The organism is Cupriavidus sp. HMR-1 (genome assembly GCF_000319775.1).
Taxonomy (GTDB): Bacteria; Pseudomonadota; Gammaproteobacteria; order Burkholderiales; family Burkholderiaceae; genus Cupriavidus; species Cupriavidus metallidurans.
The window spans coordinates 1-26423 of record NZ_ANKP01000037.1 but is presented as its reverse complement, the minus strand read 5'-3'; the positions used below and the strand labels follow the sequence as shown (position 1 = coordinate 26423).

Below are 26423 nucleotides of genomic sequence, written 5' to 3'. Positions count from 1 at the left end.
CGCGCTGGCCACCATCGCCGGCGCCAGCGTGATGACGCTGGTCGATCCGCTGGTGCGCAGCGGCGCGTGGGCCGCCGGCTCCGATGCGCCGGAAAAGCCCGAGGTCAGGATCGGCTTCATTCCGCTGACCGATTGCGCGTCGGTGGTGATGGCGTCGACGCTGGGCCTGGACAAGAAGTACGGCATCAAGATCACGCCGAGCAAGGAGGCTTCGTGGGCTGGCGTGCGCGACAAGCTGGTCAATGGCGAGCTGGACGCCGCGCACGTGCTGTACGGCCTGATCTACGGCGTGCAGCTCGGCATCGGCGGGCCGAAGAAAGACATGGCCGTGCTGATGAACCTGAACCACAACGGCCAGGCCATCACGCTGTCCTCGAAACTGGCGGAAAAGGGCGTCAAGGATGGCGCGAGCCTGAAGGCGCTGATGTCCAGGGAAAAGCGCGATTACGTGTTCGCGCAGACCTTCCCGACCGGCACCCATGCGATGTGGCTCTACTACTGGCTGGCCGCCAACGGCATCGATCCGATGCGGGATGCCAAGGCCATCACTGTGCCGCCGCCGCAGATGGTGGCCAACATGCGCGTGGGCAACATGGATGGCTTTTGCGTCGGTGAGCCTTGGGGCGCGCGCGCGATCGCCGACAAGATCGGCTTCACCGCCGAGACCACCCAGGCGATCTGGAAGGATCACCCGGAGAAGACGCTGGGCACCACGGCCGAGTTCGTGCAGAAATACCCGAACACGGCGCGCGCGATGGTGGCCGCCGTGCTGGATGCATCGAAGTTCATCGACGCTTCCGCATCCAACCGCCGCAAGACCGCCGAGACAATCGCCGCCAAGTCCTACGTGAACACGGATATGGACATCATCCTGGACCGGATGCTGGGCCGCTACAGCAACGGTCTGGGCAAGACCTGGGACGACCCCGATTCGATGAAGTTCTACCAGGACGGCCTGGCGAACTATCCGTTCCTTTCGGACGGCATGTGGTTCCTGACCCAGCACAAGCGCTGGGGGCTGCTGAAAGAGCATCCGGACTATCTGGCCGTGGCCAAGCAGGTAAATCGCATCGACGTCTACAAGCAGGCCGCTGCGGCCGCGCAGGTGCCGTTACCGAAGAGCGACTTCCGCACCGCCAGGCTGATCGACGGCGTGACGTGGGATGCGACGAAGGACCCGAAGGCCTACGCCGACGGATTCAAGATCAAGGCCTAACGCGCCGCACGGACCGGCCCGGTCGGTCCTGCCCCATCCAGCCCCCATCCACACGAACAGGAGCTTGCCGTGAATGCTCTCGCCCAGTCATCGCCGGAAGGCGCCACGCCCATGAATCCGGAGGCCGCCGATCCGGACGCCAAGGAACAGTCGCGCCGCCGCGCGCAGGAGATCGCCGCACTGGAGCAACGCGCCGCGCGCCGCGACGCGTTTGCCGCGTTCGTACTCAAGTGCGTGCCGCCACTGATCGGCTTCGCGTTGTTGGTGCTGGTGTGGCACGGCATCGCCACGCTGATCCCGTCGATCCCGACACCTGGCGCCACGTGGAACGCCGCGGTGCCGCTGTTCGCCGATCCGTTCTATCGCAATGGGCCGAACGACCAGGGCATCGGCTGGAACGTGCTGGCGTCGCTGGCGCGCGTGGCGGCGGGCTTTGGCCTGGCCGCGGTCGTGGGCATTCCAGCCGGCTTCCTGTTGGGGCGCTTCGCGTTCCTGAACGCGATGGCGTCGCCCGTCATCAGCCTGCTGCGTCCGGTATCCCCGCTGGCCTGGCTGCCGATCGGCCTGCTGCTGTTCAAGGCCGCCAATCCCGCCGCGATCTGGGCAATCTTCATCTGCTCGATCTGGCCCATGGTCATCAATACCGCCGTGGGCGTGACCCGCGTGCCGCAGGACTACCTGAACGTGGCACGCGTGCTCGACCTGTCCGAGTGGAAGATCTTCCGGCACGTGCTGTTTCCTGCCGTACTGCCGTACATGCTGACCGGCGTGCGGCTGTCGATCGGCACGGCGTGGCTCGTGATCGTCGCCGCGGAAATGCTCACGGGCGGCACCGGCATCGGCTTCTGGCTCTGGGACGAGTGGAACAACCTCAAGGTCGAGCACATCGTGATCGCGATCTTCATCATCGGCGTGGTGGGCCTGGTGCTCGAGCACCTGCTGCTGGCCCTCGCCCGCCGCTTCAGCTACGGCAACACCTGATCCGGAGACGACCACCATGGAAAAGTTCGTCAGCATCGAAAATGTCGGGCAGACCTTCAAGACGCGCAAGGGGCCGTTCGTGGCGCTGCGCGATATCGACCTGTCGATCGCGGAAGGCGAGTTCGTGACACTGATCGGGCATTCGGGCTGCGGCAAGTCCACGCTGCTGAACCTGATCGCCGGGCTGACCGCGCCGACGACCGGCGCGCTGATCTGCGCGGGACGCGAGATCGCCGGCCCCGGCCCGGAGCGGGCCGTGGTGTTCCAGAACCACTCGCTGCTGCCCTGGATGACGTGCTTCGAGAACGTCCATCTGGGTGTGGAGCGCGTGTTCGGCCGAAGCGAGACACCGGCGCAACTCAAGGCGCGCACGCACGACACGCTGGCCCTGGTGGGCCTGACCCACGCAGAAAGCAAATATCCGCACGAGATCTCGGGGGGCATGAAGCAGCGAGTGGGCATCGCCCGGGCGCTGGCGATGCAGCCGAAGGTGCTGCTGATGGACGAGCCATTCGGCGCGCTCGACGCGCTCACGCGTGCCCATCTGCAGGACGCGTTGCTGAAGATCGTTGCGCGCACCAGGAGCACCGTGGTCATGGTCACGCACGACGTGGACGAGGCCGTGCTGCTGGCGGATCGTATCGTCATGATGACCAACGGGCCGGCGGCGACCATCGGCGAGATCCTGCGCGTCGACATCCCGCGCCCGCGCGACCGTGTGACGCTGGCCGACGACAAGACCTTCCACGCGTGCCGCACCGCCGTGCTCGACTTCCTGTATCGCAAGCAGCGCAATCCGGCGTTGGAGGAAGCCGCCTGATGCGTACCCGGCGCGGGGATCATGATTGACTCACGGCATTGGGAGAAGCGGCGAGCCTCCGCTATCATGAACCCCAACCCCACGATCCCCGCAGCATCATGACCTCTGCATCCCGCGCGCCATTTCCGGCGGCCAAGTACATCAAGGAAATCGGACGAGGCGTCAATGGCGCCCGCGCGCTGCCGCGTGAAGACGCCCAGGCGCTGTTCGATGCCATGCTCGCCGGCCGGGTGTCCGATCTAGAGCTGGGCGCCGTGTTGCTGGCCTATCGCATCAAGGGCGAAGCACCACACGAACTGGCCGGCATGCTGGACGCCGCGCACGATCACTGCGCGCCGCTGGCCGCGCCGGCCGACAAACCCGTGGTGGTGATTCCAAGCTACAACGGCGCACGCAAGCAACCGAACCTGGTGCCGCTGCTGGCGATGCTGCTGGCGCGCGATGGCGTGCCGACGCTGGTCCACGGCATTCGCGAGTTTCCGGGCCGCGTCACCAGCATGGCGCTGTTCGAGGCACTGGGCGTGCCGCTATGCGCCACCGCGCAGTCCGCGGAGACGCAGCTTGGCGCGGCATCGAATCCGCTGGCCGCGCTGCCGATCGACGTGCTGTCGCCCGCGCTGTCGCAACTGCTCGACAAGCGCGCGATCATCGGCCTGCGCAATTCGGCGCACACGGTCGTCAAGATGCTGCAACCGGTGGGCGGACACTCCCCTGCCGAGGCTTTGCGGCTCTACAGCTACACCCACCCCGAGTATCGGGAAACGCTGACCGAGTATTTCTCGCACGAACCCGCCAACGTGATGCTGGCCCGGGGTACCGAGGGGGAAGTCGTGGCCGACGCGCGCCGCAGCAGCCGTATCGACTGGCTGCACGACGGCCATCAGCGCACGATGGTCGATCCAGTCGGCGGTTCGGTCGCGGATGTGCCCGAACTGCCGCAGGGCACGGACATCGCCGAGACGGCCGCGTGGATTCGCAAGGTGCTGGATGGCGCGGAACCGGTGCCCGCGCCGGTTGCCACCCAGGTGGCGGCGATCAAGGCGTGCCTGACGCAGGCCACGCGGGTGACCTGGGCCAGCCCGCTGTAACACCTCCCGCTACAGGATGCAGGATGGCCCGCCAGCGCGATCAGGGCCGGCGCGGCGGCAGCGGAATGCGCTCCGTCTCGCCCGGGACGTGCGGGAACTGGTCGTCCTGCCAGCGCTGGGCGGCCTCTTCGATCGCTTCCTTGCTGCTTGCCACGAAATTCCAGTAGATGAAACGCCGTCCGTCCGTCGGATCGCCGCCAAGCAGCATCACGCGCGAGGGCATCGTCGCCTTGATCGTCACGGGCTCGCCAGGTACCAGCACCACCAGATGCTCGGCCGGCAGCGTCTCGCCATCGACCTCCAGGTTGCCATCGACCGGATAAATGCCACGCTGGACGTGTTCGGCGGGGATCACAAGGCTTGCGCCGGCATCCATCTCGATCGCCACATAGAGCGTGCGGCTGTAGACCTTGACCGGCGACTCGGCGCCGAAGGCATCGCCCGCGATAACGGTCATCCGCACGCCGGGCAGTTCGAGCTTGGGCAGCGTAGCGCCCGGATGGTGGTGGAACGAAGGCGGATCATTCTCATGCGCCTTAGGCAGGGCTACCCAGGTCTGGATGCCGTGCAGGTGCGGTCCGGCCGAGCGCGCGCCGTCCGGCGAGCGCTCCGAGTGCGTGATGCCACGCCCGGCAGTCATCCAGTTCACGTCGCCGGGCCGAATCACCTGCTCGCTGCCGAGGCTGTCGCGATGCATGATCTCGCCTTCGAACAGATACGTGACTGTCGCCAGTCCGATATGAGGATGTGGGCGCACATCCATGCCCGCGCCGGGCTCCATCTCCACCGGCCCCATGTGATCAAAGAAGATGAATGGCCCGACTGCTTGCGTCGTAGCGGCGGGCAGCAATCGGCGGACGGTGAACTCGCCGATGTCTCGCACATGAGGCTTCAGCAAGTGTTCGATAGCAGACATTTGGGGCTCCTGGGGATGCGTCTGAAAAACGACTTCAGTGTAGCGAATCCTGCAATACACCATCCCGAAATCGCTGCGAAACCGAATCGGGGCTGCCCCCTCTAATAACAGTGCTCCGAGAGCGCTGCCCGCCAGGCCTTGTCAGGCTTGGGCTGGGCCACTATAAGGCGACATCAGGCTATCCAGAAGATTTTTCCGATTGTCTGGAACTATCAACCCTATAGACCTTCTAACTTAGCACTCGTCCGGTTCGAGTGCTAATATGCGTTGCAATGCGGTGTCCCTTCGGGACACACCGGCAACCCACCGCCGGATGCGAAAGGAGTCATAGTGAACGCAGTCCTGTCTGCCGATCAAACCCAAGTTACCCGCCGTCTGCCCACGGCGCCCCAGAATGCCGCCGCGAATGCCTTCGCACTGACCTTCCCCGGCACACTGGGCAATCTGGACAGCTACATCCAGGCTGTCCACCGCATCCCGATGCTCACCCCCGAGGAAGAGCTCAGCCTGGCTCGCGACCTGCGCGACAACGACTCAGTCGATGCCGCCCGCCGCATGGTGATGTCGCACCTGCGTCTGGTGGTCTCCATTGCCCGGCAGTACCTGGGATACGGCTTGCCTCACGCCGACCTGATCCAGGAAGGCAACATCGGGCTGATGAAGGCCGTCAAGCGCTTCGACCCCGAACAGGGCGTGCGCCTGGTGTCGTACGCGATGCACTGGATCAAGGCCGAGATCCACGAATACGTGTTGAAGAACTGGCGCATGGTCAAGGTGGCCACCACCAAGGCCCAGCGCAAGCTGTTCTTCAACCTGCGCAGCCACAAGCAGGGCTCGCATACCTTCACGCCCGAGCAGATCGAAGCCGTTGCGCGCGAGCTCAACGTCAAGCCCGAGGAAGTGATGGAGATGGAAACCCGCATGTCGGGCGGCGATATGGCGCTGGAAGGCCAGATCGAGGACGGCGAGGAAGAATTCGCGCCGATCGCCTACCTTGCGGATAACCACAACGAGCCGACGCAGGTGCTGGAAGCCAAGCGCCACGACCGTCTGCAGGTCGAAGGCCTGGAAGAAGCGCTGACGAAGCTGGACCCGCGCAGCCGCCGCATCATCGAGGCCCGCTGGCTCGACGTCAACGACGATGGGTCGGGCGGCGCCACGCTGCACGAACTGGCCGACGAGTTCGGTGTATCCGCCGAGCGGATTCGCCAGATCGAATCGGCGGCAATGAAGAAGATGAAGGGTGCGCTGGCGGCATTCGCCTGAGGCCACGCTCCCCGCAATGAAAAAGGCCGGTCATTCGACCGGCCTTTTCTTATTTACGACATCAGCTGCTTGAGGTCATGCGCGATCGGCTCCGGCCCCTGGCCGTGGCGGATGAACAGCCGCAACTGGCCGGTCTGGTCGAACACATAGCTGCCGGCCGAGTGGTCCATCGTGTAGTTGTCCGGTGACGAACCCGACACCTTGGCGTAGTAGACCTTGAAGTCCTTGGTCACCTTCTTGAGCGCGGCCTCGTCGGCCGGGCGCAGGCCCAGGAAGCGCGAGTCGAAGGCCGGCACATACTGGGCCATCAGCGCCGCCGTATCGCGTTCCGGATCGACGGTGACGAACAACACCTGCACCTTGTCCGCATCGGGCCCCATCTGCTCCATCACCTGCTTGAGCTCCACCATCGTGGTCGGGCACACGTCCGGGCAATGGGTGTAGCCGAAGAACATCAGCACCACCTTGCCCTTGAAATCGGCCAGCGTGCGGGTCTTGCCGGTGGGGTCCAGCAGCGCGAAGTCCTTGCCGAACTCGGTGGCGCCCGAGATATCGACGTTGCGGAAGGACGGCTTTGGTTGCCCACAGGCGGCCAGCAGGGCCGTGCAGAGCGCGAGCAGACAAAAGCGGCGGAATGCGGCCCAAAGGCCTTGGGAAGAGGTCGACATGCGCAAGAATCGGGAGGAGTTGCCCGAAAGTATCGCCGATTGGGCCGGCGATGACTTCCGGGCGCGGCAAGATGCCGCAGGTTGTCAGACCTGCGGCACGAACTTGAAGTAGTGATCCACTAGCAGCGCCGCGAACAGCAGCGACAGGTACAGGATCGAATAACGGAAGGTGCGCTGCGCGAGGCCATCCGAGTAGTTGCGGTACAGCTTCCAGGCATAGCCCAGGAACACCAGGCCCAGCGCCAGCGCCGCCGCAAGGTAGATGTAGCCGCTCATGCCGTACACGAACGGCAGCAGCGTGGCCGCGATCATGATCAGCGTGTACAGCAGGATATGCAGCAGCGTGTAGCGCTCGCCGTGCGTGATCGGCAGCATCGGCAGGCCGGACTTGGCGTAGTCGGCGCGGCGGTACAGAGCCAGCGCCCAGAAGTGCGGCGGCGTCCAGGTGAAGATGATCAGCACCAGGAACCAGGCCTCGGCAGGCACCGTACCCGATACCGCGGACCATCCTAGCGCCGGGGGCATGGCGCCCGACAGGCCACCGATCACGATGTTCTGCGGCGTCGCCGGCTTCAGCAGGATTGTATAGACCACGGCATAGCCAAGGAACGTGGCGAAGGTGAGCCACATCGTCAGGTCGTTGGCGAAGACGTGCAGCAGCCACATGCCAGCACCGCCCAGCACGGCCGAGAAGATCAGCGTCTGGGTGGTGGTGATCTCGCCTGTGGCCGACGGGCGCCACGCGGTGCGGCGCATCAGCGCGTCGATCTTCTGTTCCACCAGGCAGTTGATGGCGAAAGCCGCGCCGGCCAGCAGCCAGATACCAGCCGCGCCACCGATCAGCACCGACCACGGCACCATGCCCGGGGTGGCCAGGAACATGCCGATGATGGCGCAGAACACGGCGAGTTGGGTCACCCGCGGCTTCGTCAGCGCGGCGTATTGGCGGGCCAGATGGCGTAATCGGCCCACGGAGGATTGGGAGTGGGTAGCAGTTACCACGGGGGGCATCTTGTCCTTCATGTGGCGCGCGCGGCAATCGAGGGTTGCGTGGCGGCGCCGGCGGAGCGAGTGGCGAGGCCGATATTGTAGTTGAGACGGAGCAACAACATCAGCAGCAGGGCTGCTCCGCCGTTATGGGCCACCGCCGCGACCAGCGGCCAGTCGAAAACGATGTTCGACATGCCGGTGCACAACTGCAGCGCCAGCACGACCAGCAACCACCGCGCATGCCGCGCCAGCCCTTCCATCCGGCGCGCGCGCAGCGCGAACCAGAGCAGGAAACCGAGCACGACGAAGGCGAAGCCACGGTGGACCCAGTGGATAGCCACCAGCGCCGCGTGCGGAATGTAGTCGCCGTCGGCCGTCATGCCGAGCTGGCGCCACAGCGTGAAGCCATGGCGGAAGTCCATCTCTGGCACGAGTTGGCCGTTGCAGAGCGGAAAATCGGTACAGGCCAGCACCGCGTAGTTGGTGCTGACCCAGCCGCCCAGGAAGATCTGAACGACCAGCAGCACCAGGGCCAGCAGGCCGGCCCAGCGCAGCGAAGCCGCCTGTGGCGCCACGACATGCGGCGGTTCGTTACGCGACCCGAGCAGGATCAGCGACGCCAGCAGCGCCATCGCCAGCAGCAGATGGGTGACGACGATGATCGGTTGCAGCTTCATCGTCACGGTCCACATACCGAACGCGCCCTGCAGGCAGACCAGCAGGAACACGCCGGTGGCGAACCACGGCGACTGCTTCAGTTCGCGGCGCTTGACCCATGCCAGCACCATCAGCGAGATGATCAGCACACCCACCGCCATGGCGAAATAGCGATGGATCATCTCGATCCACGCTTTCATCAGCGTGACCGGGCCGCTCGGGAGCGCCGTTTCCGCCGCGCGAATCGGGTCCATCGCCGCGTGCGGGTTCGAGTGGCCGTAGCAGCCGGGCCAGTCGGGGCAGCCGAGGCCGGAGTCGGTCAGCCGGGTAAAGCTGCCGAACATGATCAGGTCCAGCGTCAGGAACGCCGTGATCCAGACGAGTCTGCGATATTTGTCGCGATTGCCGCGCACCATCACGTAGGACAGGGGCAGCAGCGCAATCAGGATGCCAATGATGGCCAACTGAAGCAGCATGGGAATTCAGCCAATACGGGAATACTTCAGCAGCTTCTTCAGGTCGCTGCTGATCTTCTTGGGGTCGGGGTCCTTCGGCCAGCGCATCATCAGGTTGCCGAGCGGATCGACCAGGTAAATCGCATCCTCGGCGCGCGCGCCGTCCTCGGCCGGCAGCCATTGGGCAATCGTGGCCCGGTCCATGCGCAGGAAACGCACACCCGCATAAGGTTCGTTGTAGGCGGCGGCGAGCCGGTCGTCCACATCGCCCCGGTCCTGGATCAGCCAGACAGGCACGATCCGCTCGCGGTCCTCACCCTGTCCGACGCGGATCTGGCGCACCGTGAACAGTTTCTTCGCGCATGTCTCGTCGCAGGCGGACGGGTCGGTCATCACCATCAGCCACTTGCCGCGCATGGACGCGAGCGGCACCGACTCGTTGCGCTCATTGGTCACCTGCACGGGCGGCATGGGCCGTTGCGGGTCGATCAGCACGCCGTAGTTGGTGCTGCCGCCGGTCGGCTTGATCACGTAGTACGTGAAGTACGAAAAGAGTACGGGCGATGCGCAGACCAGCAGCAGCATCAGCATCTGCAGGCGGCCACGGCGCGTGCGCGCGTCGATGCGGGGGTCCGGCGAAGCCGTGGGATCTGGCTGCGGCATGGCGTTCGTCTGTGCGTTCATCGTTCGTTTATAGGTTTCCATTGCCGTCTGCCCTGTCCAGCCGGGCGCGCCGCCAGCCGAGCACGGCCACCAGCACCAGCGTCAACACGGCCAGCCCGAACCACTGGGCAGCGTACCCGTAGTGTCGGTCCGCGCCGAAATCGGCGGGGGCCCAATCGCGGGCCAGTCCGTCTCCGGCATCGCCCGATTGTTCTACCACCACCGGCAGGAGTGACGCCCCGATCTCATGAGAAAAAGCGGCAAGGTCGATATTCTGACGGATCTTGCGTCCGGCCTCCGCGGAAGCATCCTGCCCGAGGCTGTAGACGCGCGGCACAGCGGCCAGCGCCGTGCCTTCGACTGTGACTTCCCCCGTGGGCGTCGGGAACGGCGCGATGCGCGTGCGGTCCTGCGCATCGCGTGGCAGCCAGCCTCGCAGCACCAGCACGCTGCCACCGTCCGCCAGGCGCAACGGCGTGAGCACGAGGAACCCCGCGCGGCTGTCGGTACCGTTGCCGTGCGGACGATTGTCGAGCAGCACGGTCTTGTCCGCGTCGAAGGTGCCGCGCGCGCGCACGCGGCGCTCGACCAGTTGTGCGGCATCGGTCTGGGCCGCGCGCAGTTCGACGGGCGCCTGCTTCGCCAGCGTGGCCAGCCGCTCCGCACGGTCGATCTTTTCATGCGCGCGGCGCAGTTGCCAGTTGCCGAGCGCGCAGGTGACGACGATCACCACGAGCGCGGCCACCATCGGCACCGTGCCCGGCGAACGCCAGAGCGTGCGGGTCGTCACGGGTTCCCTCCGGGCATCGCAGTGCGATAATGGGCGCTTCGCAGAACGGGCCCCCACATGCGCTTCGTCATCCTTGTCGCCTTCATCCTGATCATTGGCAGCCTGGCCTCCGCGCTGTTCTTCATGATGCGCGACCGTGGCCGCACGCCCAACATGATGCGTTCGCTGATGTTCCGCGTCGGCTTCTCGGTGGCGCTGTTCCTGTTCATCCTGTTCTCGCACTGGATGGGCTGGATCCAGAGCACGGGCATCCATACGTCGCCCTGACAGGCATCCTCGCGAAAAAAAGCGCCGCCGAGATTTCTCTCCCGCGGCGCTTCGCTTTCTTCGATACCGCACGCCGCCCGCAGGCGGCGCGGCGAAATCCTTACAGCCAGTAGACCACCACGTACAGGCCCAGCCAGACCACGTCCACGAAGTGCCAGTACCAGGCTGCGCCTTCGAACGCGAAGTGATGCTCCGGCGTGAAATGGCCCTTCAACACGCGGATCAGCACCACCGTCAGCATGATCGCACCCATCGTCACGTGGAAGCCGTGGAAGCCAGTGAGCAGGAAGAACGTCGAACCATAGACACCCGAAGTCAGCTTCAGGTTCAGTTCGCTGTAGGCGTGCATGTACTCATAGGCCTGCAGGCACATGAAGATCGCGCCCAGCAGGATCGTCAGGACCAGGCCCTGAATCAGCTGGCTGCGCTTGCCGGCCAGCAGCGCGTGGTGCGCCCAGGTCAGCGTGACGCCCGAGGTCAGCAGCAGCGCCGTGTTGATGGTCGGGATCGGCCACGGGCCCATCGTCTGGAAGTCTTCCACGGTGCCGGCAGGGCCCATGTTCGGCCACACGGCCGCGAAGTCCGGCCAGATGATCTTGTTGTTCAGGTCGCCCAGCCACGGCATGGCGATGGTGCGCGCGTAGAACAGGGCGCCGAAGAACGCCGCGAAGAACATCACTTCGGAGAAGATGAACCAGCCCATCGACCAGCGGAACGAAGTGTCGATGTTCTTGCCGTACATGCCGCCTTCGGATTCGCGGATGGCGTCGCCGAACCAGCTCTTGAGCACGAAGAGGAACCACAACAGGCCGAAGCCGCACAGGTACGGCGCCCACGGTTGCCCGTTGACCCAACCCGCGGCTCCCGCGCCGGTCATCAGCAGGCCGAATGCCGCCGTGATCGGATGGCGCGACGGGCCCGGCACGAAGTAGTACGGGGCGTTTGCGCGATTCGCACTCATTCTTCTATCTCCAGCTCAGAGTCTCTAATGGTTATTCGCCAGATCCGCTTCGCTTCGGTTGCCAGCGGCTCTGTCCTTTTTCCCTGCTAGTTTCCTGCTACGACTGACTCACCACGGCGCGCACCACCAGGATCAGCACCGTCACGAACACTGCCGCCGCGATCAGCCCGGCGATGATCACGTGCACCGGGTTCAGCCGCGCCATGTCGGACTCATGCTCCGACCCCTTGCGCAGCCCGATGAACGACCACAGCACCGCGCGCACCGTCTGCGCGAAGGACGCCTTGCGATGCACCGGATCCACCGAATCGTCGCGGTTGGTCATCGTCAGCTCCCCTTCTGCACCGGGGCCTGCTCATCCTGCGGCGCCTGCGCCACCGGCGTGCCCACCTCGAAGAACGTGTACGACAACGTGATGGTCTTCACGTCCTTCGGCAGCTTCGGGTCGATCACGAACACCACCGGCATCTCGCGCGCCTCCTTCGACTTGAGCGTCTGCTGCTTGAAGCAGAAGCACTCGATCTTCTTGAAGTACTCGGTGGCCTGCTTCGGCGCGTAGCTCGGAATCGCCTGCGCCGAGATGTCCCGCGATTGCCCGTTGGCCACCTCGTACACGATCGTCGTCAGCTCGCCCGGATGCACTTCCATCGAGTGCTTCACCGGCCGGAATGCAAACGGCCCGCGCGCGTTGGAATCGAACTCGACCGTGATCGTGCGGCTCGTGTCCACCTGCGAGTTCTTCAACGCCGACCCGCCATACAGATCGCGCGTGGTCAGCACATTGATACCGGTAACCTCGCAGATCGCCTTGTACAGCGGCACCAGCGCGTAGCCAAAGCCGAACATCAGCGTCACCACTACCAGCAGGCGCAACATCATCCCGCGGTTGAAACGCTTCTCGATTGCCTTGTCCTGCCCGTCCACGCGTCTGCCTCCTACTTCATCGTTCTCATCGGGACATCAGCCGCCAAGGAACACCATCTTGGCAAAGAATCCCAGAAAGAAGACCACCACGATCGAGAGCAATATCCAGCCAAGGCGGCGGTTGGCGGCCCGCTGGGCGGCCTTGCGATCCTGCGGCGATGGGCTTGTTTCCGAGGGCTGCATGAGCATCTGGTTAGCGGGCCGGATACCTGCCCCGGGGGGCTGGCATCCGGCCGGTGTTACTGGATTACTGGATTACTTGACGACCGGCGGTTCTTCGAACGTGTGGAACGGTGCCGGCGACGGCACGGTCCACTCGAGGCCTTCCGCGCCATCCCACGGCTTGTCGCCGGCGGCCTGGCCACCGCGGTAAGACGGCAGGACCACGAAGAAGAAGAAGTACACCTGCATCAGGCCGAAGCCCAGCGCGCCGATCGAGGCGATCGCGTTGAAGTCCGTGAACTGGGTCGGGTAGTCCGCATAGCGGCGCGGCATGCCGGCCAGGCCCAGGAAGTGCATCGGGAAGAAGGTCACGTTGAAGAAGATCAGCGAGCCCCAGAAATGGATCTTGCCGCGCATCTCGTCATACATGAACCCGCTCCACTTCGGACCCCAGTAGTAGAAGCCCGCGAACAGCGCGAACAGCGAGCCCGCCACCAGCACGTAGTGGAAGTGCGCCACGATGAAGTAGGTGTCCTGCAGCTGGATGTCGATCGGAGCGACAGCCGGCATCAGGCCCGTGAAGCCGCCGATCGTGAACACGAAGATGAAGCCGATCGCGAACAGCATCGGGGTCTCGAACGTCATCGAGCCGCGCCACATCGTGGCGATCCAGTTGAAGATCTTCACGGCCGTCGGCACCGCGATCAGCATCGTCGCGTACATGAAGAACAGCTGGCCCGTCACCGGCATGCCGGTGGTGAACATGTGGTGCGCCCACACGATGAACGACAGGATCGCGATCGAGGCCGTGGCGTACACCATCGAGCTGTAGCCGAACAGGCGCTTGCGCGCGAAGGCCGGCACGACGTGCGAGATGATGCCGAACGCCGGCAAGATCATGATGTAGACCTCGGGGTGACCGAAGAACCAGAAGATATGCTGGTACATCACCGGGTCACCGCCGCCGGCGGCCGAGAAGAAGCTCGTGCCGAAGTGGCGGTCGGTCAGCACCATCGTGATCGCGCCAGCCAGCACCGGCATCACGGCGATCAGCAGGTAGGCGGTGATCAGCCACGTCCAGCAGAACATCGGCATCTTCATCAGCGTCATGCCAGGCGCGCGCATGTTGAGGATGGTGACGATGATGTTGATCGAGCCCATGATCGACGACGCGCCCATGATGTGCATGGCGAAAATCGCCATGTCCATGCCCGGGCCCATCTGCACCGACAGCGGCGCGTAGAGCGTCCAGCCCGCGGCGGTGGCGCCGCCCGGCGCGAAGAACGAGCCGACCAGCAGCAGCGCGGCCGGCGGCATCAGCCAGAAGCTGAAGTTGTTCATGCGCGCGAACGCCATGTCAGAGGCGCCGATCTGCAGCGGGATCATCCAGTTCGCGAAGCCGACAAACGCCGGCATGATCGCGCCGAACACCATGATCAGTCCGTGCATCGTGGTGAACTGGTTGAACAGTTCGGGGCGGAAGAACTGCAGGCCCGGCTCGAACAGCTCCAGGCGGATCAGCAGCGCCAGCACGCCGCCGGACAGCAGCATGGTGAACGAGAACAGCAGGTACAGCGTGCCGATATCCTTGTGGTTGGTGGCGAACAGCCAGCGGCGCCAGCCATGCGGGTGATCGTGCGCATGATCGTGATCGTGCGCGTGGTCGTGCGGATGGCCCAGTGTCTCCGGGGTAGCGGTACTCATCGCAATGACTCCATCAATTCCTGAATGCGGGGCTACCGCGGGTCAGCCTGCGACGCGGTTGCCCGCGAGGCTGGCCTGCTTGTCGGGGGTGCTGGACGGCGCGGCAGCCTTCGGGGCTGCATCGCCTGCGCCGGCCTGTGCGCCGCCGCCTTCCGGGAACTTGCCCGTGCGGGCGCCCGTGAAGTCCGCCGGCTGAATCACTTCGCCGGTCTTGTTGCCCCAGCTATTCCGCGTGTACGTCATGACAGCGGCCAGCTCGGTGTCGGAAAGCTGCTTCCACGACGGCATGGCGTTACGGCCTTCCAGCAGCACGTGCATCTGGCCAGCCTTCGGACCGTTGACGACCTTGGAGCCATCCAGCGCCGGGAACGGACCACCGCCCTTGCCGGTCGGCTGGTGGCAGACCGCGCAGTTGGTCGCGTAGACCTTTTCGCCGCGCGCCTTGATTTCGTCGAGGGTCCAGACCTTGTTGGGATCATCCGCCGCAGCGGCCATCGCCTTCTTCTTGTCGTCGACCCACTTCGTGTACTCGGCATCGGACACGACGCGCACCACGATCGGCATGAACGCGTGTTCCTTGCCACAGAGTTCGGCGCACTGGCCACGATAGACGCCGGTCTTCTCGGCACGGAACCAGGTGTCGCGCACGAAGCCCGGGATCGCATCCTGCTTGACGCCGAACGCCGGAATCATCCAGGCGTGGATCACGTCATTGGCAGTGGTGACGATACGGATCTTCTTGTTGACGGGCACCACCAGCTCGTTGTCCACCTCCATCAGGTAGGTGTTCGACTTTTCCTGCTGGTTGTTGATCTGCTCGCGCGGCGTGGTCAGCGTGGACACGAACGAGATGCCCTCGCCCTGGCCCTTGAGGTAGTCATAGCCCCACTTCCACTGATAGCCGGTGGCCTTGATCGTGATATCCGAGTTCGTGGTGTCCTTCATCGCCACCACGGTCTTCGTCGCCGGCAGCGCCATGGCGATCACGATCAGGAACGGCACGATCGTCCAGACCACTTCCACCGTGATGCTTTCGTGGAACGAGGCCGGGCGGGCGCCCTTGCTCTTCCGGTGCTTGAAGATGGAATAGAACATCACGCCGAACACGGCGACGAAGATCACCGTGCAGATGATCAGCATCATCCAGTTCAGCCAGTGAATCTGTTCGGCGATTTTTGTAACGGGTTCGGCCAGGTTGAGCTGTCGGACGGCGGGGCCGCCTGGCATGTCACTGACCGCGGAGGCCGCCTGGCTGACAAGCAGGGACGCGCCTGCCAGACATGCTGCGGATGCCTTCTTCCACATTTTCATTGTTTATCTACCCAATTTACAGATTCAAATCTGTCCCCGCCCTGCCCCGCAACCTGCCCTTTCAGACACGCCGCAAGGCCACCGCGAGTTCCTGCGCGAACTTGCGCCGCCGATACGGGTCCAGATACAACCCCACCTGCACGGAGCGCTTGTCCGACCGCAGTACCACCGGCGCCCGGAACGATTCACCCAGTTCAACCCGCACCCAGCGTGGGTTGAATACTTCCCGCGTGATCCGGCTGGCGCTGGCTGTCTCCACGACCAGCATTCCGTCGGTCACACTCACGCGTTCATAATCCGCCGCATGGCGCGCATACGCCAGCAGGGCAATCCCCAGCCCGAGCAATTCCAGGCCAGCAAACGGCAATACGAGCCAGGCCCCCAGCCACACGGCGAAGAACACCGCGATGGCTGTCGAGAAACATACGATGGAGAAGTAGAACCAGCCGGCCTGGCGCGGAGTGAGCGAGCAATTCCGCTTCATCAGCCAGTCGTTGCTCGGCAAGGGGGTGCGTCCGTCGAGATTTCCGCCGGAGTCACCAACTGCCGTCTGGAATGCGATACCCAAGTCTTGCATCGCCAACCACTCCGCATCGGATGCACACCCGGGACGAAACACGTCGGAGGTTTGCACATGCGAAGTGCATTCCAGGGACGTTCTTGTGCCAGGGGACCACTGCGACAAACTGGCGCATTATATGGCGCTTCGCATACCTGAACAAGGTAGGATTTGACCGAAGTGCTTGCGCTCATCTAGTTTTTGTGCATGGCCGCATCGCCCCCGATAGTCAACACAATCGGCGCGCGCGCATTGTCGCGCAACCATGCACGACACCGCTTTCATGGCCGCGGCCGGGCGCGTCCGATGCTGTCGACCGGCACAACTGCGCGACCCTGATCGTCGGTTGCCTGCCTGCCACGCGGCGCCAGCTTCCATGCATGGCCGTAGACAATTTCGAACGTCAATGGGATCACGCCATCGGCGTTACGTTGACGATCGAGCGCGGCCAGCACGGCCCGATACCACCGCCTGCCACGCAGCCCGACCGACCCCGGACGACGGAAGCCGCCGAACGATCGCACTTCACGCAACAGATTCTCCGGCGACTCGTAGGTGACCGTCAGCGTTTCCATATCCATCACGGGGGTGGACCAGCCGCTGTGCACGAGCATGTCGCCGATATCGTGCATGTCGACGAAGCGCAGCGTGTGCGCGTCGAGATCGACATCGGCGAACGCCGCGCGCAGTTCCTTCAGCGTGTCGGGGCCGAACAGCGAGAACATCACGAGCCCTTCGTCGCGGGTCACGCGATGCCATTCCGGAAAGACGCGATGCGGCTCCGGATGCCAGTGCAGGGCGAGGTTCGACCACAACAGATCGAAGCTGGCCGCGTCGAATGGCAGTGTGGCAAGATCGCCCTGCACCAGATCGAACATCGGCCGCTTGCCGAGCAGGCGTCCAATCCAGCCTGGGCGCCGCTGCGGATCGCGTTGTCCGGCCTGCTGCAGCATGGCGCCGGAAATATCGAGACCGGCAATCTGCGCATCGGGAAAGCGCGCGCGCAATCCCGCCAGGCCCTGCCCGTGGCCGCAGCCGATATCGATGGCCCGGCGCGGCGTCAGCTTGACCACGTCCATGCGCTCCTGCATCCGCTGGCCGATTTCGCCCAGCAGAAAATCGAGCTGGCCGAAGCTGTGACTGCGGCGGTCAAAGGCAAGCCGGGTCAGGCGCGCGGGCGGCAACCAGGCATCGGGGGAATCAGCAGCATGCAGGGACACGGAGAGACGGAACGGAATCAGTGGAATCGGCGGGCGGCGCAACAGCGTGTCGCGCCTCGGCATGGGCCGGACCCAGATGGCCGGCCAACAGGGACTGGAGTATACGCGCCCTCTTCGCGGCTCGCCGGGCGTGCCGGCGGGATCACCGGGCTCTGGTCGGCGCTGCTGCCGTCGGTTTGCCTGATCTGCGCGAAGGTCCAGCGCGACGTGGTCTGCGCGGGTTGCGCCGACGCGCTGTTGAGAATCGTTCCGCGCTGCCCGCGTTGTGCGATGCCCGGCACCCTACCCAGTGTGAAAACGGGCCGATGTGACGCCTGTGCCGACGACGACCCCATCGACACCACATTGACGCTGGGCGACTACATCACGCCAGCCGATCGGCTGGTCTTGCGCCTGAAGTTTGCCGCGCGCCTCCCCGCTGCCGCATGGATCGCCCGGCAAATGGCGGCCCGGATGCAAGCTGCGGGTGTCGCGCCCGATGTTCTGGCACCGATTCCTCTTGCACCACAACGGCTGGCGGGCCGCGGCTTCAACCAGGCGTGGGAAATCGCGCGGCCGCTGGGCAGGCAGCTTGGCATCGCGGTCTCGGCAACATTGCTGGCCCGCCGGCGCGACACGGTCAGCCAGCGTGCGCTCGACCAGTCGGCACGGCAGGCGAATCTGCGGGATGCGTTCGTGCTGGACCCGCCCCGCCGGCTAGACGGACTGCATATCGGACTGGTCGACGATGTGATGACCACGGGCGCCACGCTACGTGAGGCGGCACGGGTGCTCAAGGCGCATGGCGCCGCGCGGGTGACGGCGCTGCCTGCGCTGCGCACGCCGTGACACCGGCTGCGACTAGCGGTAAGCTGCGCTCCGGTTTTTCGCCTATCCCATCATGTTCAACGTCGTTCTTGTCGAACCCGAAATCCCGCCGAACACCGGCAATGTGATCCGCCTGTGCGCCAATACCGGCGCGCAACTCCATTTGGTCAAGCCGTTGGGATTTCCGCTCGAAGACGCCCGGATGCGCCGCGCGGGGCTCGACTATCACGAGTACGCGACGATGCGTGTGCATGAAAGCTGGGATGCGTTGATGGCTGCCGAGCAGCCGGACCCCACGCGCATGTTCGCGCTGACCACGCACGGCTCCACGCCGTTCGGCCAGGTCAGCTTCGCGCCGGGCGACTGGTTCGTATTTGGTTCGGAGACCCGCGGGCTCGCACCGGAGCGCCGCGAGTGGTTCCCGTCCTCGCAGCGCATCCGCCTGCCGATGCGCCCCAACAACCGCAGCCTCAATCTGTCGAACACGGTGGCCGTGGTCGTCTTCGAGGCGTGGCGTCAGAACGGATTCGCGGGCGGCAGTTGAATCGACGACGTGGTCAGCCCTCGGGCTGCACGCCGGCCGCACGAATCACCTTGTCCCAGCGCGCCTTCTCGCTGACCATCGTTTCGCGCAACGATGCCGGCGCGGTACCGGCCGGGACGAAATACTGCGTGCGCATCTTTTCGCGGATGTCATCGCTGCCGATGATCCGGACGAGTTCGCGGTAGAGCCGGTCGACGACCGGCGCTGGCGTGCCGGCCGGCGCCAGAATCGCCTGCCATGAAATCGCCTCGAATCCGGGGTAGCCCGATTCGGCCACGGTCGGCACGGATGGCAGCAGGGACGTCCGGCCCGTGGTGGTCACGGCCAGAATGCGCAGCTTGCCGGCATTGACCATCGGCATGGCAATCGCCGGCACCATGAAGCCGGCCTGCACCTGCCCGCCGACGATCGCCGTGGTGATCTGCGGAAAGCCCGGATAAGGCACGTGCTGCAGATCGATGCCAGCCATCGCTTTCAACTGCTCCATCGCCAGATGCGCCGCGCTGCCGTTACCGACCGAGCCATAGTTCAGCGCGCCCGGCTTCGACTTGGCCAGCGCGACGAACTCGCGCAACGTATGCACCGGCAGGCGGGCGTCGATGACCAGCACGTTCGGCGACGTCGCCACCAGCGTGACCGGCGCGAGCTGCTTCATCGGGTCGTAGCTCAGGTGGCGATACAGCGACGGCGCGGTGACAAGCGGACCGTTGATCGTGAACAGCAGCGTGTAGCCATCGGGTGCGGCCTTGGCAACCATGCCGGTGCCAATATTGCCGCCGGCGCCCGGCCGGTTTTCGACAACCACGGGCTGACCGAGCACTGTGGCGAGCTTCTCGGTCACGATACGCGCGATCAAGTCCGGCGAAGAGCCCGGCGGGAACGGCACGATCATGCGGATCGGCTTGGCGGGCCAGGTATCGGCATGGGCAACGGCAGGAACCGCGCCGACTGCGAAGGTGGCGATCAGGGCCTTGAGAGTGTCGCGTCGACTCGGCATCAAGTGTTACTCGTCGCGCGCGTCACGCTGCAGCAACTGCGAGACCGCATCGGCAACAGGCAACCCCTCGAACAGCACCGCGCAGACCGCGCGCGTGATCGGCATTTCCACACCGACGCGCGCTGCCAGCGCGGCAACGGCCTGCGCGCAACGCACGCCTTCGGCCACATGGCCAAGGTCTGCCAGGATCTGGTCGAGCGTCTTCCCGCCCGCCAGTTGCTGGCCGACCTTGCGGTTACGAGACAAATCGCCGGTGGCGGTCAGGATCAGGTCACCCATGCCGGCCAGACCCATGAAGGTCTCGACACGACCGCCGAGCGCAAGGCCCAGGCGCGTCATCTCGGCCAGCCCGCGCGTGATCAGCGCCGCGCGCGCATTGAGCCCAAGCCCCAGGCCATCGCTGGCACCGGTGGCGATCGCCAGCACGTTCTTCACCGCGCCGCCGACTTCGACGCCGATCAGGTCGTCGCTGCCGTAGATACGCATGGCATGGTGATGGAATGCAGCCTGCGCGCGATCGATCAGCACGTGCGCGGTGCCGGCCACGGTCAGCGCGCACGGCAAACCCTGCGCCACTTCCTTGGCAAAGCTCGGCCCCGTCAGCACGCCATATTCGATCTCGCCCGGCGCCACGCCGAGCGCGTTCAATTCATCGTGCACCATCTGGTGCGGCATCGCATGGGTCTCGGCTTCGAAGCCCTTGCAGAGCCAGAGCATTGCCAGCGGCCCCTTGCGACGCGCGGCCAGCCGGCGCGTCATTTCGCGCAGGCCGGATACCGGCGTGCCGATGATCAGCAGCCCCTCCGGATCGGTCAGGGCGTGATCGACGGCGCGATCGAAATCGGGCTCGCAGACAAGCCGGGGCGACAGGCTCACGCCCGGCAGATAGGTGGCGTTGACACCAGTTGCGGCGATGCCGGCAAGCTGAGCCGGATCGCGCCCCCAGAGCACCACGTCATGATCGGCGGCGGCCGTGGCCGCGTGGCTTGCAAGCGCGGTACCCCATGCGCCGGCGCCGAGAATGGTCAGTTTCATGGCAGGCCTGTGAAGTCAGCGAAAAGCGCTGTCGTCGCGACAGTATGAACGTTGACGCCTCGCAGAAACACCAAACGGGGCCGCAGCCCCGTTCTGGTGTCCGACAGGCAGTCGCCGATCAGTGGCGGGCCTGGCTGCCGTCAGGCATCACGATGCCCGAGTCGCCGCCCTGGCCTTGCGCTTCTTCCATCGCGGCCTGCAGGCGTTGCTCGTACAGCGCCTGGAAGTTGATTTCCGACAGGTGGATCGCCTGGAAGCCGGCACGCGTGATCACGTCGGCGATGTTGCCGCGCAGGTACGGGTACAGGATGGTCGGGCAGGCGATACCCAGCAGCGGGTCCAGTTGCTCCACCGGCACATTGCGGATGTCGAAGATGCCGGCCTGGTGCGCTTCCACCAGGAAGGCCACCTTGTCTTGCACCTTGGTCGTCACGGTACCAGTCACGACCACTTCGAAGATGCCTTCCTGCAGTTGCGAGGCGCCCACGTTGACCTGGACTTCCACCGAGGGGGCTTCCGATTCGAGGAAGATGCCCGGCGAATTCGGCTGCTCCAGCGACATGTCCTTCAGGTACACGCGCTGAATGTTGAAGAAGGGCTGGTCGTCCTGCTGGTTGGCTTGTTGCTGGTCGCTCATGAAAGGCTTCCGGATGGATCGGTTTGGGCGCGCTGCGCCATGCGGCACCGGTGGTGTCGATCACCGGCGGCCAGTTGGGAGGGTAGGAGCATACCATTGCTGGTTTGCTCCCCCCTAAGAACCGTACGTGCGAGTTTCCCCGCATACGGCTCAAGCCCTTACAAAATGCTGGACATCTCCAGCACCGGTTTCACAACGGTTCGACCATGATGGTGTACTTGGACGTGGCAGTTGGGATGCAGCAATACGCGATTTCCTAGAGCGTCTGAACCTCCGTGGGTTCTGTAGACGATGTGATGGTCATCCCACCCGGTCTCTTTGGTTATCTTGCACTGACACACCGCGCATAAGCCCCGCTGATCGACATATAGCCTGATCCACTGTTTCCGGTGAGACATGCTTTCCAGCATGCGGTCCCGGCGTAGATTTTCGCCATACATCTCTTGCGCTGGATCGAAAGGATTGAAGTCCCCCCGAATCTTCTTGTGCCGTCTGATGGGCGTGCTAGCAAGCGAATACAACTCCTGCCAGCGCCGTTCCCCATCGTCTTCCACAAACTCAGTCCCGAACACCCAGTTTCGATCACCAAACGAAGCGAAGTATTTCTTCCGCACCCATTCGGCGTTCTTCCCTCTGTGTCGCCGTTTTGTCCACCAAAGCAGCGCCCGGAAAACTCGGCTCTGCATCTTGCTGAACGCTTCTTTTGCCACTACCGGGCTGTGATACTGCGCCCAGCCTCTCAGCATCGGGTTCAGCAGGCGAATGATGACCTCCTGCTTTACCGTCTTGTTAGCACTGATAACCTCCTTAACCTTGCGATAGAACGCCTGCGCGTTTTTCCTGCTTGGCTTAATGAGCAGCGTTCCGGAATACTTCCGGAAATTCCACCCAAGGAAGTCAAAACCCTCGTCAATGCTCACGATCCGCGTTTTCTCCGTGGACAGGGACAACCCTCGAATTGCGAGGAACTGTTCCACCCACGGCTTCACCTCGTGTTCCAAAACTTCCGGCGTGCTGCCGGTGATCACGAAATCGTCCGCATAGCGCACAACATTTACTTTGAGCTTCCGGGTCTGGTTGACACCCAGCGTGGTTTCGAGAAACCGAGCTAGCTGTTGTTCCAGTCCGTTCAGCGCCACATTGGCTAAGGTCGGGGAGATGATGCCCCCCTGTGGCGTACCGGCTTCGGTCGCCTGAAACTGGCCCTGAAATACCACGCCAGCTTTCAACCACTTCCGAAGGATCGCTTTGTCCATAGGGACATTGCGCTCCAGCCAGTCGTGACTGATATGGTCAAAACACCCGCGGATGTCCGCCTCCAATATCCATGAGGCCGAGACCTTTCTGGATAAGTTGACGAATAGCTGGGACATAGCATCCGCAGTAGAACGATTGGACCTGAACCCATAAGAGTTCGGATCGCTCGTCCCCTCGGACACCGGTTCCAGCGCCAGCAGATATAGCGCCTGCATGGCCCGGTCCAACATGGTCGGGATACCCAGAGGGCGTTCCTTTCCGTTGGCTTTGGGGATGAAGACCCTCCGTAATGGCATGGGCCGATACCCCCGGCGTCTCAACCGTCCAATGGCTACCCATCGAACTTCAGGCGAGTCCCAGAGTTCGCGGTCGACACCTGCCGTCCGTTTACCTTGGTTCTCCGTCACTCGTCGCACCGCCGATGCCTTGGCGGAAAACGAGCGGGTCAGAGACCGCTGCAGAGCTTTCACCCTGCGCCAGTCCCGTTCCTGTGTCGCCTTCGCAATTCGAATCTGCATTGCTCGAACATTCTGTTCGACGCGGCGCCAATTGATGTCGCCCCATCGCTGCGGAATGCCGGAGGGCGCAGATTCATCCTCGCGGATCAATGCTTCCATGCTGCTCTCCTATCTTGAGGACTTCCCCAACTAGCAGAGACAACATGCCCCTTGCGGGGTATGTCACCCCCCAAGGGAAGAAAATTAAACAAGCGAGTTCAGTCAGCCGTCTTGCGACGAAAGACCAGTTGGAAGTCTGCCCGCTTTCGCGTGGGATGATGTTTCAACCCCTATCCGGACCATTACAGCCCGACGTTCGCTTTCTCCAACCTCCCATACCCGCACAGCCAACAGCGTTCCTTGCGGTTCGCTTGCCAGAGCCATACAGCGCCCCGGCAGCCATACGGGCTTACCACGTTCCCTGCGCGTTACAAGACCGGGTTAGGGCCTGCCTCTTCGCCGGTGGTCTTACAGCGACGTATTCCGAGCTTCCAGCGGAATAACCGACCACGTACCTTTTGGTTAGTGCCACGCAGCAGCTTAGGCACCGTCATATTCACGGCGTTTATCAGCAGTTCACTTACATTACCCATACCAGCCAGCCTGGCTCCTTGACCCCATTGCTGCTCGGAGTCTCTGCGTCCTTATCTCACGATAATGACGCACCCTTGCGGGGGCTACGTTGTCAGGAAAGCTTCACACCCCACCGTTGCCAGTGACGCATGTCTCCCTAGGCTACTGTCAGTCGCATGACAGGTTCTCTATCGAGGCACCCTCGCGGGTGTATTCGACCGAACCATAACGCGCAGAGCTATACGCTCCGGGAAACCTCACTTCATTACTTCAGTGCCTCCATAGTGGCAGGCGCTTGACGGCGGCGGTCTCTTTCGAGCGCAGACCCGTCCCAAAGAACGTAGCGCCGACCCAACCGGGCCGGTTTGAATGCTATGTAGCGGAGATGCAACGAAAACTACAGTCGCAAACCCACCCGCACCTACCGAAGTAGGGCGTTTAAAGAGAACTTGCCCAAAGGCAAGCGTCCCCGCCTTTGGGCAATGGCTGGACATATATCCAGCAAATAGCAAGCTGCGAGTCAGCCGATGGTCTGGCCTTCCCACAACACATGGACTCGCTCCAACCTTACGGCTGGGCTTGTCAAAGCAAGAAATGGTTGAGATTGGACGGTTCTGGCCGAAGCCTTTCCCTTGTCTCAACAAAGGTCGATGCTCTTAACGTAGAGCTGCCGGACACGAAAGTGCGTGTCGCACGAAAGCGCATATGGTACATGACGCCGTGGGCGAATTCACCCGGGGCCGGCGTCAATCGGATAGGTCGTTGATCTCGCTGGGAAACCGCGGGCCCTGGGGCTCAGGCCGCCAGCAGCGGCACCAGGCCGCCCTGACGGTCCAGCGCGGACAAGTCGTCGAATCCACCCACGTGTGTCTCGTCGATATAGATCTGCGGCACGGTCCGACGGCCGGTGCGCGTCATCATTTCCTCGCGCTTGCCGGGTTCGCGGTCGATCAGGATTTTCTCGATCGACTCGACGCCCCTCTGCTTGAGCAGACGCTCTGCCATCTGGCAGTAGGGGCACACCACCGTGCTGTACATGACGACGCGGGCCATGCGAAATCTCCTTGAATTCAAAACAACGGCGCGGACCGCCCGGGGCGGTACGCGCCGCGAATACTTCGATGAATGGGCTTACTTGATGACCGGAAGTCCGGCCTGCTGCCAGGCGGTCATGCCGCCTTCGAGCGCATAGACCTCACTGTACCCGGCTTCCTTCAGGGCTGCCTGAGCCTTGCTCGAGCGCTGGCCGTTCTGGCATACCACGATGATGGGGATGGCCTTATCCTTTGCAAGACCACCCGCCCGGTTGGGCAGATCGTCGAGTGGCGCGCTCTTCGCTTGCGGCATGTGGCCCTTGGCGAACTCGGCGGCGTCGCGGATATCCACCACCACCGCATTGCGCTTGTTGATCAGCTGCGTGGCGGCGGCCGCGTTGACGCGTTTTCCGCCCGTGCCGCTCTTGATCGTCGGCCAGGCCAGCAGGCCGCCAGACACCACGGCGATGGCGATCAGGGCCAGGTTATTGTAATCGGCGAAGAAATTCACGTTGGCATTCCGTTGGGTTGGGTCGGCGGCATTATAAAATACGCGGTTTCGTGCCCACGCCGATATTTGTCCGTCGCCTCCCGGCCGCCGCCGGCCTTGCGACGGATCGTGCGCACTGCAGGTCATTTACTCCCTGGAAGCAGCATGTACAAGCTCGTTCTCATCCGCCACGGCGAATCCACGTGGAACCTCGAAAACCGCTTCACCGGCTGGGTCGACGTCGACCTGACCGATACGGGCGCCGCGCAGGCCAGGCAGGCCGGCACGCTGCTCAAGGAAGCCGGCTTCGCCTTTGATGTGGCCTACACCTCCGTGCTCAAGCGCGCCATCCGCACGCTCTGGCACGTGCAGGACGAAATGGACCAGATGTGGATTCCGGTGCGCAACGAATGGCGCCTGAACGAACGTCACTACGGCGCGCTGGCCGGCCTGAACAAGGCGGAAACGGCCAAGAAGTACGGCGACGAGCAGGTGCTGGTGTGGCGCCGCAGCTACGACACGCCGCCGCCCGCGCTCGAGCCGACCGACGAACGTGCCTCTTTCGGCGACCCGCGCTACGCCAACGTGCCGCGCGCGGAGATCCCGCTGACCGAGTGCCTGAAGGATACGGTGGCCCGCGTGATGCCGCTGTGGAACGAATCCATCGCTCCCGACATCAAATCCGGCAAGCGCGTGGTGATCGCCGCCCACGGCAACAGCATTCGCGCCCTCGTGAAGTATCTGGACCAGATTTCGGATGACGATATCGTCGGCCTCAACATTCCCAACGGCACCCCGCTCGTCTACGAGCTGGATGCCGACCTGCGCCCCCTGCGCCACTACTACCTGGGCGACCAGGAAGCCATCGCGGCATCCCTGGCCGCCGTGGCCAGCCAGGGCAAGGCCCGCTGACAGCCGGCGCGCGGATGCGCCG

Annotated in this window: 29 protein-coding genes; 9 read left to right on the top strand and 20 right to left on the bottom strand. The window is 63.9% G+C overall.

What is annotated here, in order from left to right:
* Nucleotides 1–4: 4 nt before the first annotated feature.
* The 4 genes from D769_RS05060 to ybiB all read left to right on the top strand — a co-directional run bounded on the left by D769_RS05060 (nt 5) and on the right by ybiB (nt 4105).
* Nucleotides 5–1216 (top strand): CmpA/NrtA family ABC transporter substrate-binding protein, encoded by a 1212-nt coding sequence (locus D769_RS05060; protein ID WP_241227838.1) that lies wholly within the window; start codon nt 5–7, stop codon nt 1214–1216.
* A 111-nt stretch (nt 1217–1327) separates the two neighbouring features.
* Nucleotides 1328–2197, top strand: a complete 870-nt coding sequence (ntrB, locus tag D769_RS05055) for a nitrate ABC transporter permease (protein ID WP_008642695.1) — start codon at nt 1328–1330, stop codon at nt 2195–2197.
* A 16-nt stretch (nt 2198–2213) separates the two neighbouring features.
* Nucleotides 2214–3017: an ABC transporter ATP-binding protein gene (locus D769_RS05050; protein WP_008642694.1), complete on the top strand. Its 804-nt coding sequence runs from the start codon at nt 2214–2216 to the stop codon at nt 3015–3017.
* Nucleotides 3018–3115: 98 nt separating this feature from the next.
* Nucleotides 3116–4105 (top strand): DNA-binding protein YbiB, encoded by a 990-nt coding sequence (gene ybiB / locus D769_RS05045; protein WP_008642693.1) that lies wholly within the window; start codon nt 3116–3118, stop codon nt 4103–4105.
* A 40-nt stretch (nt 4106–4145) separates the two neighbouring features.
* On the opposite strand, the gene D769_RS05040 is transcribed toward ybiB, so the two are convergent.
* Nucleotides 4146–5021 carry a pirin family protein gene (locus tag D769_RS05040; protein ID WP_008642692.1) on the bottom strand — a complete coding sequence of 292 codons (876 nt, stop codon included), beginning with the start codon at nt 5019–5021 and terminating at the stop codon, nt 4146–4148.
* A 330-nt stretch (nt 5022–5351) separates the two neighbouring features.
* On the opposite strand from D769_RS05040, the gene rpoH reads away from it, so the two are divergent.
* Nucleotides 5352–6287, top strand: coding sequence for an RNA polymerase sigma factor RpoH (gene rpoH / locus D769_RS05035; protein ID WP_008642691.1), 936 nt, complete (start codon nt 5352–5354; stop codon nt 6285–6287).
* A 53-nt stretch (nt 6288–6340) separates the two neighbouring features.
* Here the strand turns inward: rpoH and D769_RS05030 are convergent, their stop codons facing one another.
* The 5 genes from D769_RS05030 to D769_RS05010 form a co-directional block, all read right to left on the bottom strand.
* A complete protein-coding gene (locus D769_RS05030; RefSeq protein WP_008642690.1) occupies nt 6341–6955 on the bottom strand; it encodes an SCO family protein in 615 nt (204 codons plus the stop codon).
* Between the two features lie 84 nt (nt 6956–7039).
* On the bottom strand, nt 7040–7966 hold the full coding sequence (cyoE, locus tag D769_RS05025; protein WP_080709663.1) for a heme o synthase: 927 nt from the start codon (nt 7964–7966) through the stop codon (nt 7040–7042).
* Nucleotides 7967–7974: 8 nt separating this feature from the next.
* Nucleotides 7975–9078, bottom strand: a complete 1104-nt coding sequence (locus tag D769_RS05020) for a COX15/CtaA family protein (protein ID WP_008642688.1) — start codon at nt 9076–9078, stop codon at nt 7975–7977.
* 6 nt (nt 9079–9084) lie between these two features.
* On the bottom strand, nt 9085–9741 hold the full coding sequence (locus D769_RS05015; RefSeq protein ID WP_008642686.1) for a hypothetical protein: 657 nt from the start codon (nt 9739–9741) through the stop codon (nt 9085–9087).
* Nucleotides 9742–9748: 7 nt separating this feature from the next.
* On the bottom strand, nt 9749–10468 hold the full coding sequence (locus tag D769_RS05010; RefSeq protein WP_040010890.1) for an SURF1 family protein: 720 nt from the start codon (nt 10466–10468) through the stop codon (nt 9749–9751).
* A 99-nt stretch (nt 10469–10567) separates the two neighbouring features.
* Between D769_RS05010 and D769_RS05005 the strand changes: the two genes are divergently transcribed.
* Nucleotides 10568–10777 carry a twin transmembrane helix small protein gene (locus tag D769_RS05005; protein WP_008642681.1) on the top strand — a complete coding sequence of 70 codons (210 nt, stop codon included), beginning with the start codon at nt 10568–10570 and terminating at the stop codon, nt 10775–10777.
* A 100-nt stretch (nt 10778–10877) separates the two neighbouring features.
* On the opposite strand, the gene D769_RS05000 is transcribed toward D769_RS05005, so the two are convergent.
* The 8 genes from D769_RS05000 to D769_RS04970 all read right to left on the bottom strand — a co-directional run bounded on the left by D769_RS05000 (nt 10878) and on the right by D769_RS04970 (nt 17618).
* Entirely contained in the window at nt 10878–11738 is an 861-nt protein-coding gene (locus D769_RS05000) for a cytochrome c oxidase subunit 3 (protein WP_008642679.1), read from the bottom strand.
* Between the two features lie 97 nt (nt 11739–11835).
* Complete coding sequence (locus D769_RS04995) at nt 11836–12063, bottom strand: DUF2970 domain-containing protein (RefSeq protein ID WP_008642678.1); 228 nt, start codon at nt 12061–12063, stop codon at nt 11836–11838.
* A 2-nt stretch (nt 12064–12065) separates the two neighbouring features.
* On the bottom strand, nt 12066–12662 hold the full coding sequence (locus D769_RS04990) for a cytochrome c oxidase assembly protein (protein WP_008642675.1): 597 nt from the start codon (nt 12660–12662) through the stop codon (nt 12066–12068).
* Between the two features lie 36 nt (nt 12663–12698).
* A complete protein-coding gene (locus D769_RS32230; protein ID WP_017511745.1) occupies nt 12699–12845 on the bottom strand; it encodes a cytochrome oxidase small assembly protein in 147 nt (48 codons plus the stop codon).
* Nucleotides 12846–12917: 72 nt separating this feature from the next.
* Nucleotides 12918–14528: a cytochrome c oxidase subunit I gene (gene ctaD, locus D769_RS04985; protein WP_008642672.1), complete on the bottom strand. Its 1611-nt coding sequence runs from the start codon at nt 14526–14528 to the stop codon at nt 12918–12920.
* 42 nt (nt 14529–14570) lie between these two features.
* Nucleotides 14571–15839, bottom strand: a complete 1269-nt coding sequence (gene coxB, locus D769_RS04980; protein WP_008642668.1) for a cytochrome c oxidase subunit II — start codon at nt 15837–15839, stop codon at nt 14571–14573.
* Nucleotides 15840–15900: 61 nt separating this feature from the next.
* Nucleotides 15901–16416 carry a DUF2244 domain-containing protein gene (locus D769_RS04975; protein WP_008642665.1) on the bottom strand — a complete coding sequence of 172 codons (516 nt, stop codon included), beginning with the start codon at nt 16414–16416 and terminating at the stop codon, nt 15901–15903.
* A gap of 263 nt (nt 16417–16679) precedes the next feature.
* Nucleotides 16680–17618 (bottom strand): methyltransferase domain-containing protein, encoded by a 939-nt coding sequence (locus tag D769_RS04970; protein WP_035881491.1) that lies wholly within the window; start codon nt 17616–17618, stop codon nt 16680–16682.
* Nucleotides 17619–17888: 270 nt separating this feature from the next.
* Between D769_RS04970 and D769_RS04965 the strand changes: the two genes are divergently transcribed.
* On the top strand, nt 17889–18446 hold the full coding sequence (locus D769_RS04965) for a ComF family protein (RefSeq protein WP_317915375.1): 558 nt from the start codon (nt 17889–17891) through the stop codon (nt 18444–18446).
* A 52-nt stretch (nt 18447–18498) separates the two neighbouring features.
* The gene (gene trmL, locus D769_RS04960; protein ID WP_008642659.1) at nt 18499–18969 is read left to right on the top strand and encodes a tRNA (uridine(34)/cytosine(34)/5-carboxymethylaminomethyluridine(34)-2'-O)-methyltransferase TrmL; all 471 of its coding nucleotides are present in this window, start codon (nt 18499–18501) and stop codon (nt 18967–18969) included.
* 13 nt (nt 18970–18982) lie between these two features.
* Here the strand turns inward: trmL and D769_RS04955 are convergent, their stop codons facing one another.
* The 6 genes from D769_RS04955 to D769_RS04930 form a co-directional block, all read right to left on the bottom strand.
* The gene (locus tag D769_RS04955; protein WP_008642657.1) at nt 18983–19966 is read right to left on the bottom strand and encodes a tripartite tricarboxylate transporter substrate binding protein; all 984 of its coding nucleotides are present in this window, start codon (nt 19964–19966) and stop codon (nt 18983–18985) included.
* A 6-nt stretch (nt 19967–19972) separates the two neighbouring features.
* On the bottom strand, nt 19973–21001 hold the full coding sequence (locus D769_RS04950) for an NAD(P)H-dependent glycerol-3-phosphate dehydrogenase (protein WP_008642656.1): 1029 nt from the start codon (nt 20999–21001) through the stop codon (nt 19973–19975).
* Nucleotides 21002–21119: 118 nt separating this feature from the next.
* Nucleotides 21120–21638: a protein-export chaperone SecB gene (gene secB / locus D769_RS04945; protein WP_008642655.1), complete on the bottom strand. Its 519-nt coding sequence runs from the start codon at nt 21636–21638 to the stop codon at nt 21120–21122.
* 158 nt (nt 21639–21796) lie between these two features.
* Nucleotides 21797–23512: a group II intron reverse transcriptase/maturase gene (gene ltrA / locus D769_RS04940; protein ID WP_008642654.1), complete on the bottom strand. Its 1716-nt coding sequence runs from the start codon at nt 23510–23512 to the stop codon at nt 21797–21799.
* A gap of 1248 nt (nt 23513–24760) precedes the next feature.
* On the bottom strand, nt 24761–25018 hold the full coding sequence (gene grxC, locus D769_RS04935; RefSeq protein ID WP_008642652.1) for a glutaredoxin 3: 258 nt from the start codon (nt 25016–25018) through the stop codon (nt 24761–24763).
* A 78-nt stretch (nt 25019–25096) separates the two neighbouring features.
* Nucleotides 25097–25510 carry a rhodanese-like domain-containing protein gene (locus tag D769_RS04930; RefSeq protein ID WP_008642649.1) on the bottom strand — a complete coding sequence of 138 codons (414 nt, stop codon included), beginning with the start codon at nt 25508–25510 and terminating at the stop codon, nt 25097–25099.
* Nucleotides 25511–25654: 144 nt separating this feature from the next.
* Between D769_RS04930 and gpmA the strand changes: the two genes are divergently transcribed.
* Nucleotides 25655–26401 (top strand): 2,3-diphosphoglycerate-dependent phosphoglycerate mutase, encoded by a 747-nt coding sequence (gpmA, locus tag D769_RS04925; protein ID WP_008642647.1) that lies wholly within the window; start codon nt 25655–25657, stop codon nt 26399–26401.
* Nucleotides 26402–26423: the final 22 nt, after the last annotated feature.

What these genes read in the sequence shown, in the direction of transcription:
- ntrB (WP_008642695.1), top strand. Translation starts at nt 1,328, where the DNA reads ATGAATCCGGAGGCCGCCGATCCGGACGCCAAGGAACAGTCGCGCCGC.
- D769_RS05050 (WP_008642694.1), top strand. Translation starts at nt 2,214, where the DNA reads ATGGAAAAGTTCGTCAGCATCGAAAATGTCGGGCAGACCTTCAAGACG.
- ybiB (WP_008642693.1), top strand. Translation starts at nt 3,116, where the DNA reads ATGACCTCTGCATCCCGCGCGCCATTTCCGGCGGCCAAGTACATCAAG.
- D769_RS05040 (WP_008642692.1), bottom strand. Translation starts at nt 5,021, where the DNA reads ATGTCTGCTATCGAACACTTGCTGAAGCCTCATGTGCGAGACATCGGC.
- D769_RS05030 (WP_008642690.1), bottom strand. Translation starts at nt 6,955, where the DNA reads ATGTCGACCTCTTCCCAAGGCCTTTGGGCCGCATTCCGCCGCTTTTGT.
- cyoE (WP_080709663.1), bottom strand. Translation starts at nt 7,966, where the DNA reads ATGCCCCCCGTGGTAACTGCTACCCACTCCCAATCCTCCGTGGGCCGA.
- D769_RS05020 (WP_008642688.1), bottom strand. Translation starts at nt 9,078, where the DNA reads ATGCTGCTTCAGTTGGCCATCATTGGCATCCTGATTGCGCTGCTGCCC.
- D769_RS05015 (WP_008642686.1), bottom strand. Translation starts at nt 9,741, where the DNA reads ATGAACGCACAGACGAACGCCATGCCGCAGCCAGATCCCACGGCTTCG.
- D769_RS05010 (WP_040010890.1), bottom strand. Translation starts at nt 10,468, where the DNA reads ATGGTGGCCGCGCTCGTGGTGATCGTCGTCACCTGCGCGCTCGGCAAC.
- D769_RS05005 (WP_008642681.1), top strand. Translation starts at nt 10,568, where the DNA reads ATGCGCTTCGTCATCCTTGTCGCCTTCATCCTGATCATTGGCAGCCTG.
- D769_RS05000 (WP_008642679.1), bottom strand. Translation starts at nt 11,738, where the DNA reads ATGAGTGCGAATCGCGCAAACGCCCCGTACTACTTCGTGCCGGGCCCG.
- D769_RS04995 (WP_008642678.1), bottom strand. Translation starts at nt 12,063, where the DNA reads ATGACCAACCGCGACGATTCGGTGGATCCGGTGCATCGCAAGGCGTCC.
- D769_RS32230 (WP_017511745.1), bottom strand. Translation starts at nt 12,845, where the DNA reads ATGCAGCCCTCGGAAACAAGCCCATCGCCGCAGGATCGCAAGGCCGCC.
- ctaD (WP_008642672.1), bottom strand. Translation starts at nt 14,528, where the DNA reads ATGAGTACCGCTACCCCGGAGACACTGGGCCATCCGCACGACCACGCG.
- coxB (WP_008642668.1), bottom strand. Translation starts at nt 15,839, where the DNA reads ATGAAAATGTGGAAGAAGGCATCCGCAGCATGTCTGGCAGGCGCGTCC.
- D769_RS04975 (WP_008642665.1), bottom strand. Translation starts at nt 16,416, where the DNA reads ATGCAAGACTTGGGTATCGCATTCCAGACGGCAGTTGGTGACTCCGGC.
- D769_RS04965 (WP_317915375.1), top strand. Translation starts at nt 17,889, where the DNA reads ATGCCCGGCACCCTACCCAGTGTGAAAACGGGCCGATGTGACGCCTGT.
- trmL (WP_008642659.1), top strand. Translation starts at nt 18,499, where the DNA reads ATGTTCAACGTCGTTCTTGTCGAACCCGAAATCCCGCCGAACACCGGC.
- D769_RS04955 (WP_008642657.1), bottom strand. Translation starts at nt 19,966, where the DNA reads ATGCCGAGTCGACGCGACACTCTCAAGGCCCTGATCGCCACCTTCGCA.
- D769_RS04950 (WP_008642656.1), bottom strand. Translation starts at nt 21,001, where the DNA reads ATGAAACTGACCATTCTCGGCGCCGGCGCATGGGGTACCGCGCTTGCA.
- secB (WP_008642655.1), bottom strand. Translation starts at nt 21,638, where the DNA reads ATGAGCGACCAGCAACAAGCCAACCAGCAGGACGACCAGCCCTTCTTC.
- ltrA (WP_008642654.1), bottom strand. Translation starts at nt 23,512, where the DNA reads ATGGAAGCATTGATCCGCGAGGATGAATCTGCGCCCTCCGGCATTCCG.
- grxC (WP_008642652.1), bottom strand. Translation starts at nt 25,018, where the DNA reads ATGGCCCGCGTCGTCATGTACAGCACGGTGGTGTGCCCCTACTGCCAG.
- gpmA (WP_008642647.1), top strand. Translation starts at nt 25,655, where the DNA reads ATGTACAAGCTCGTTCTCATCCGCCACGGCGAATCCACGTGGAACCTC.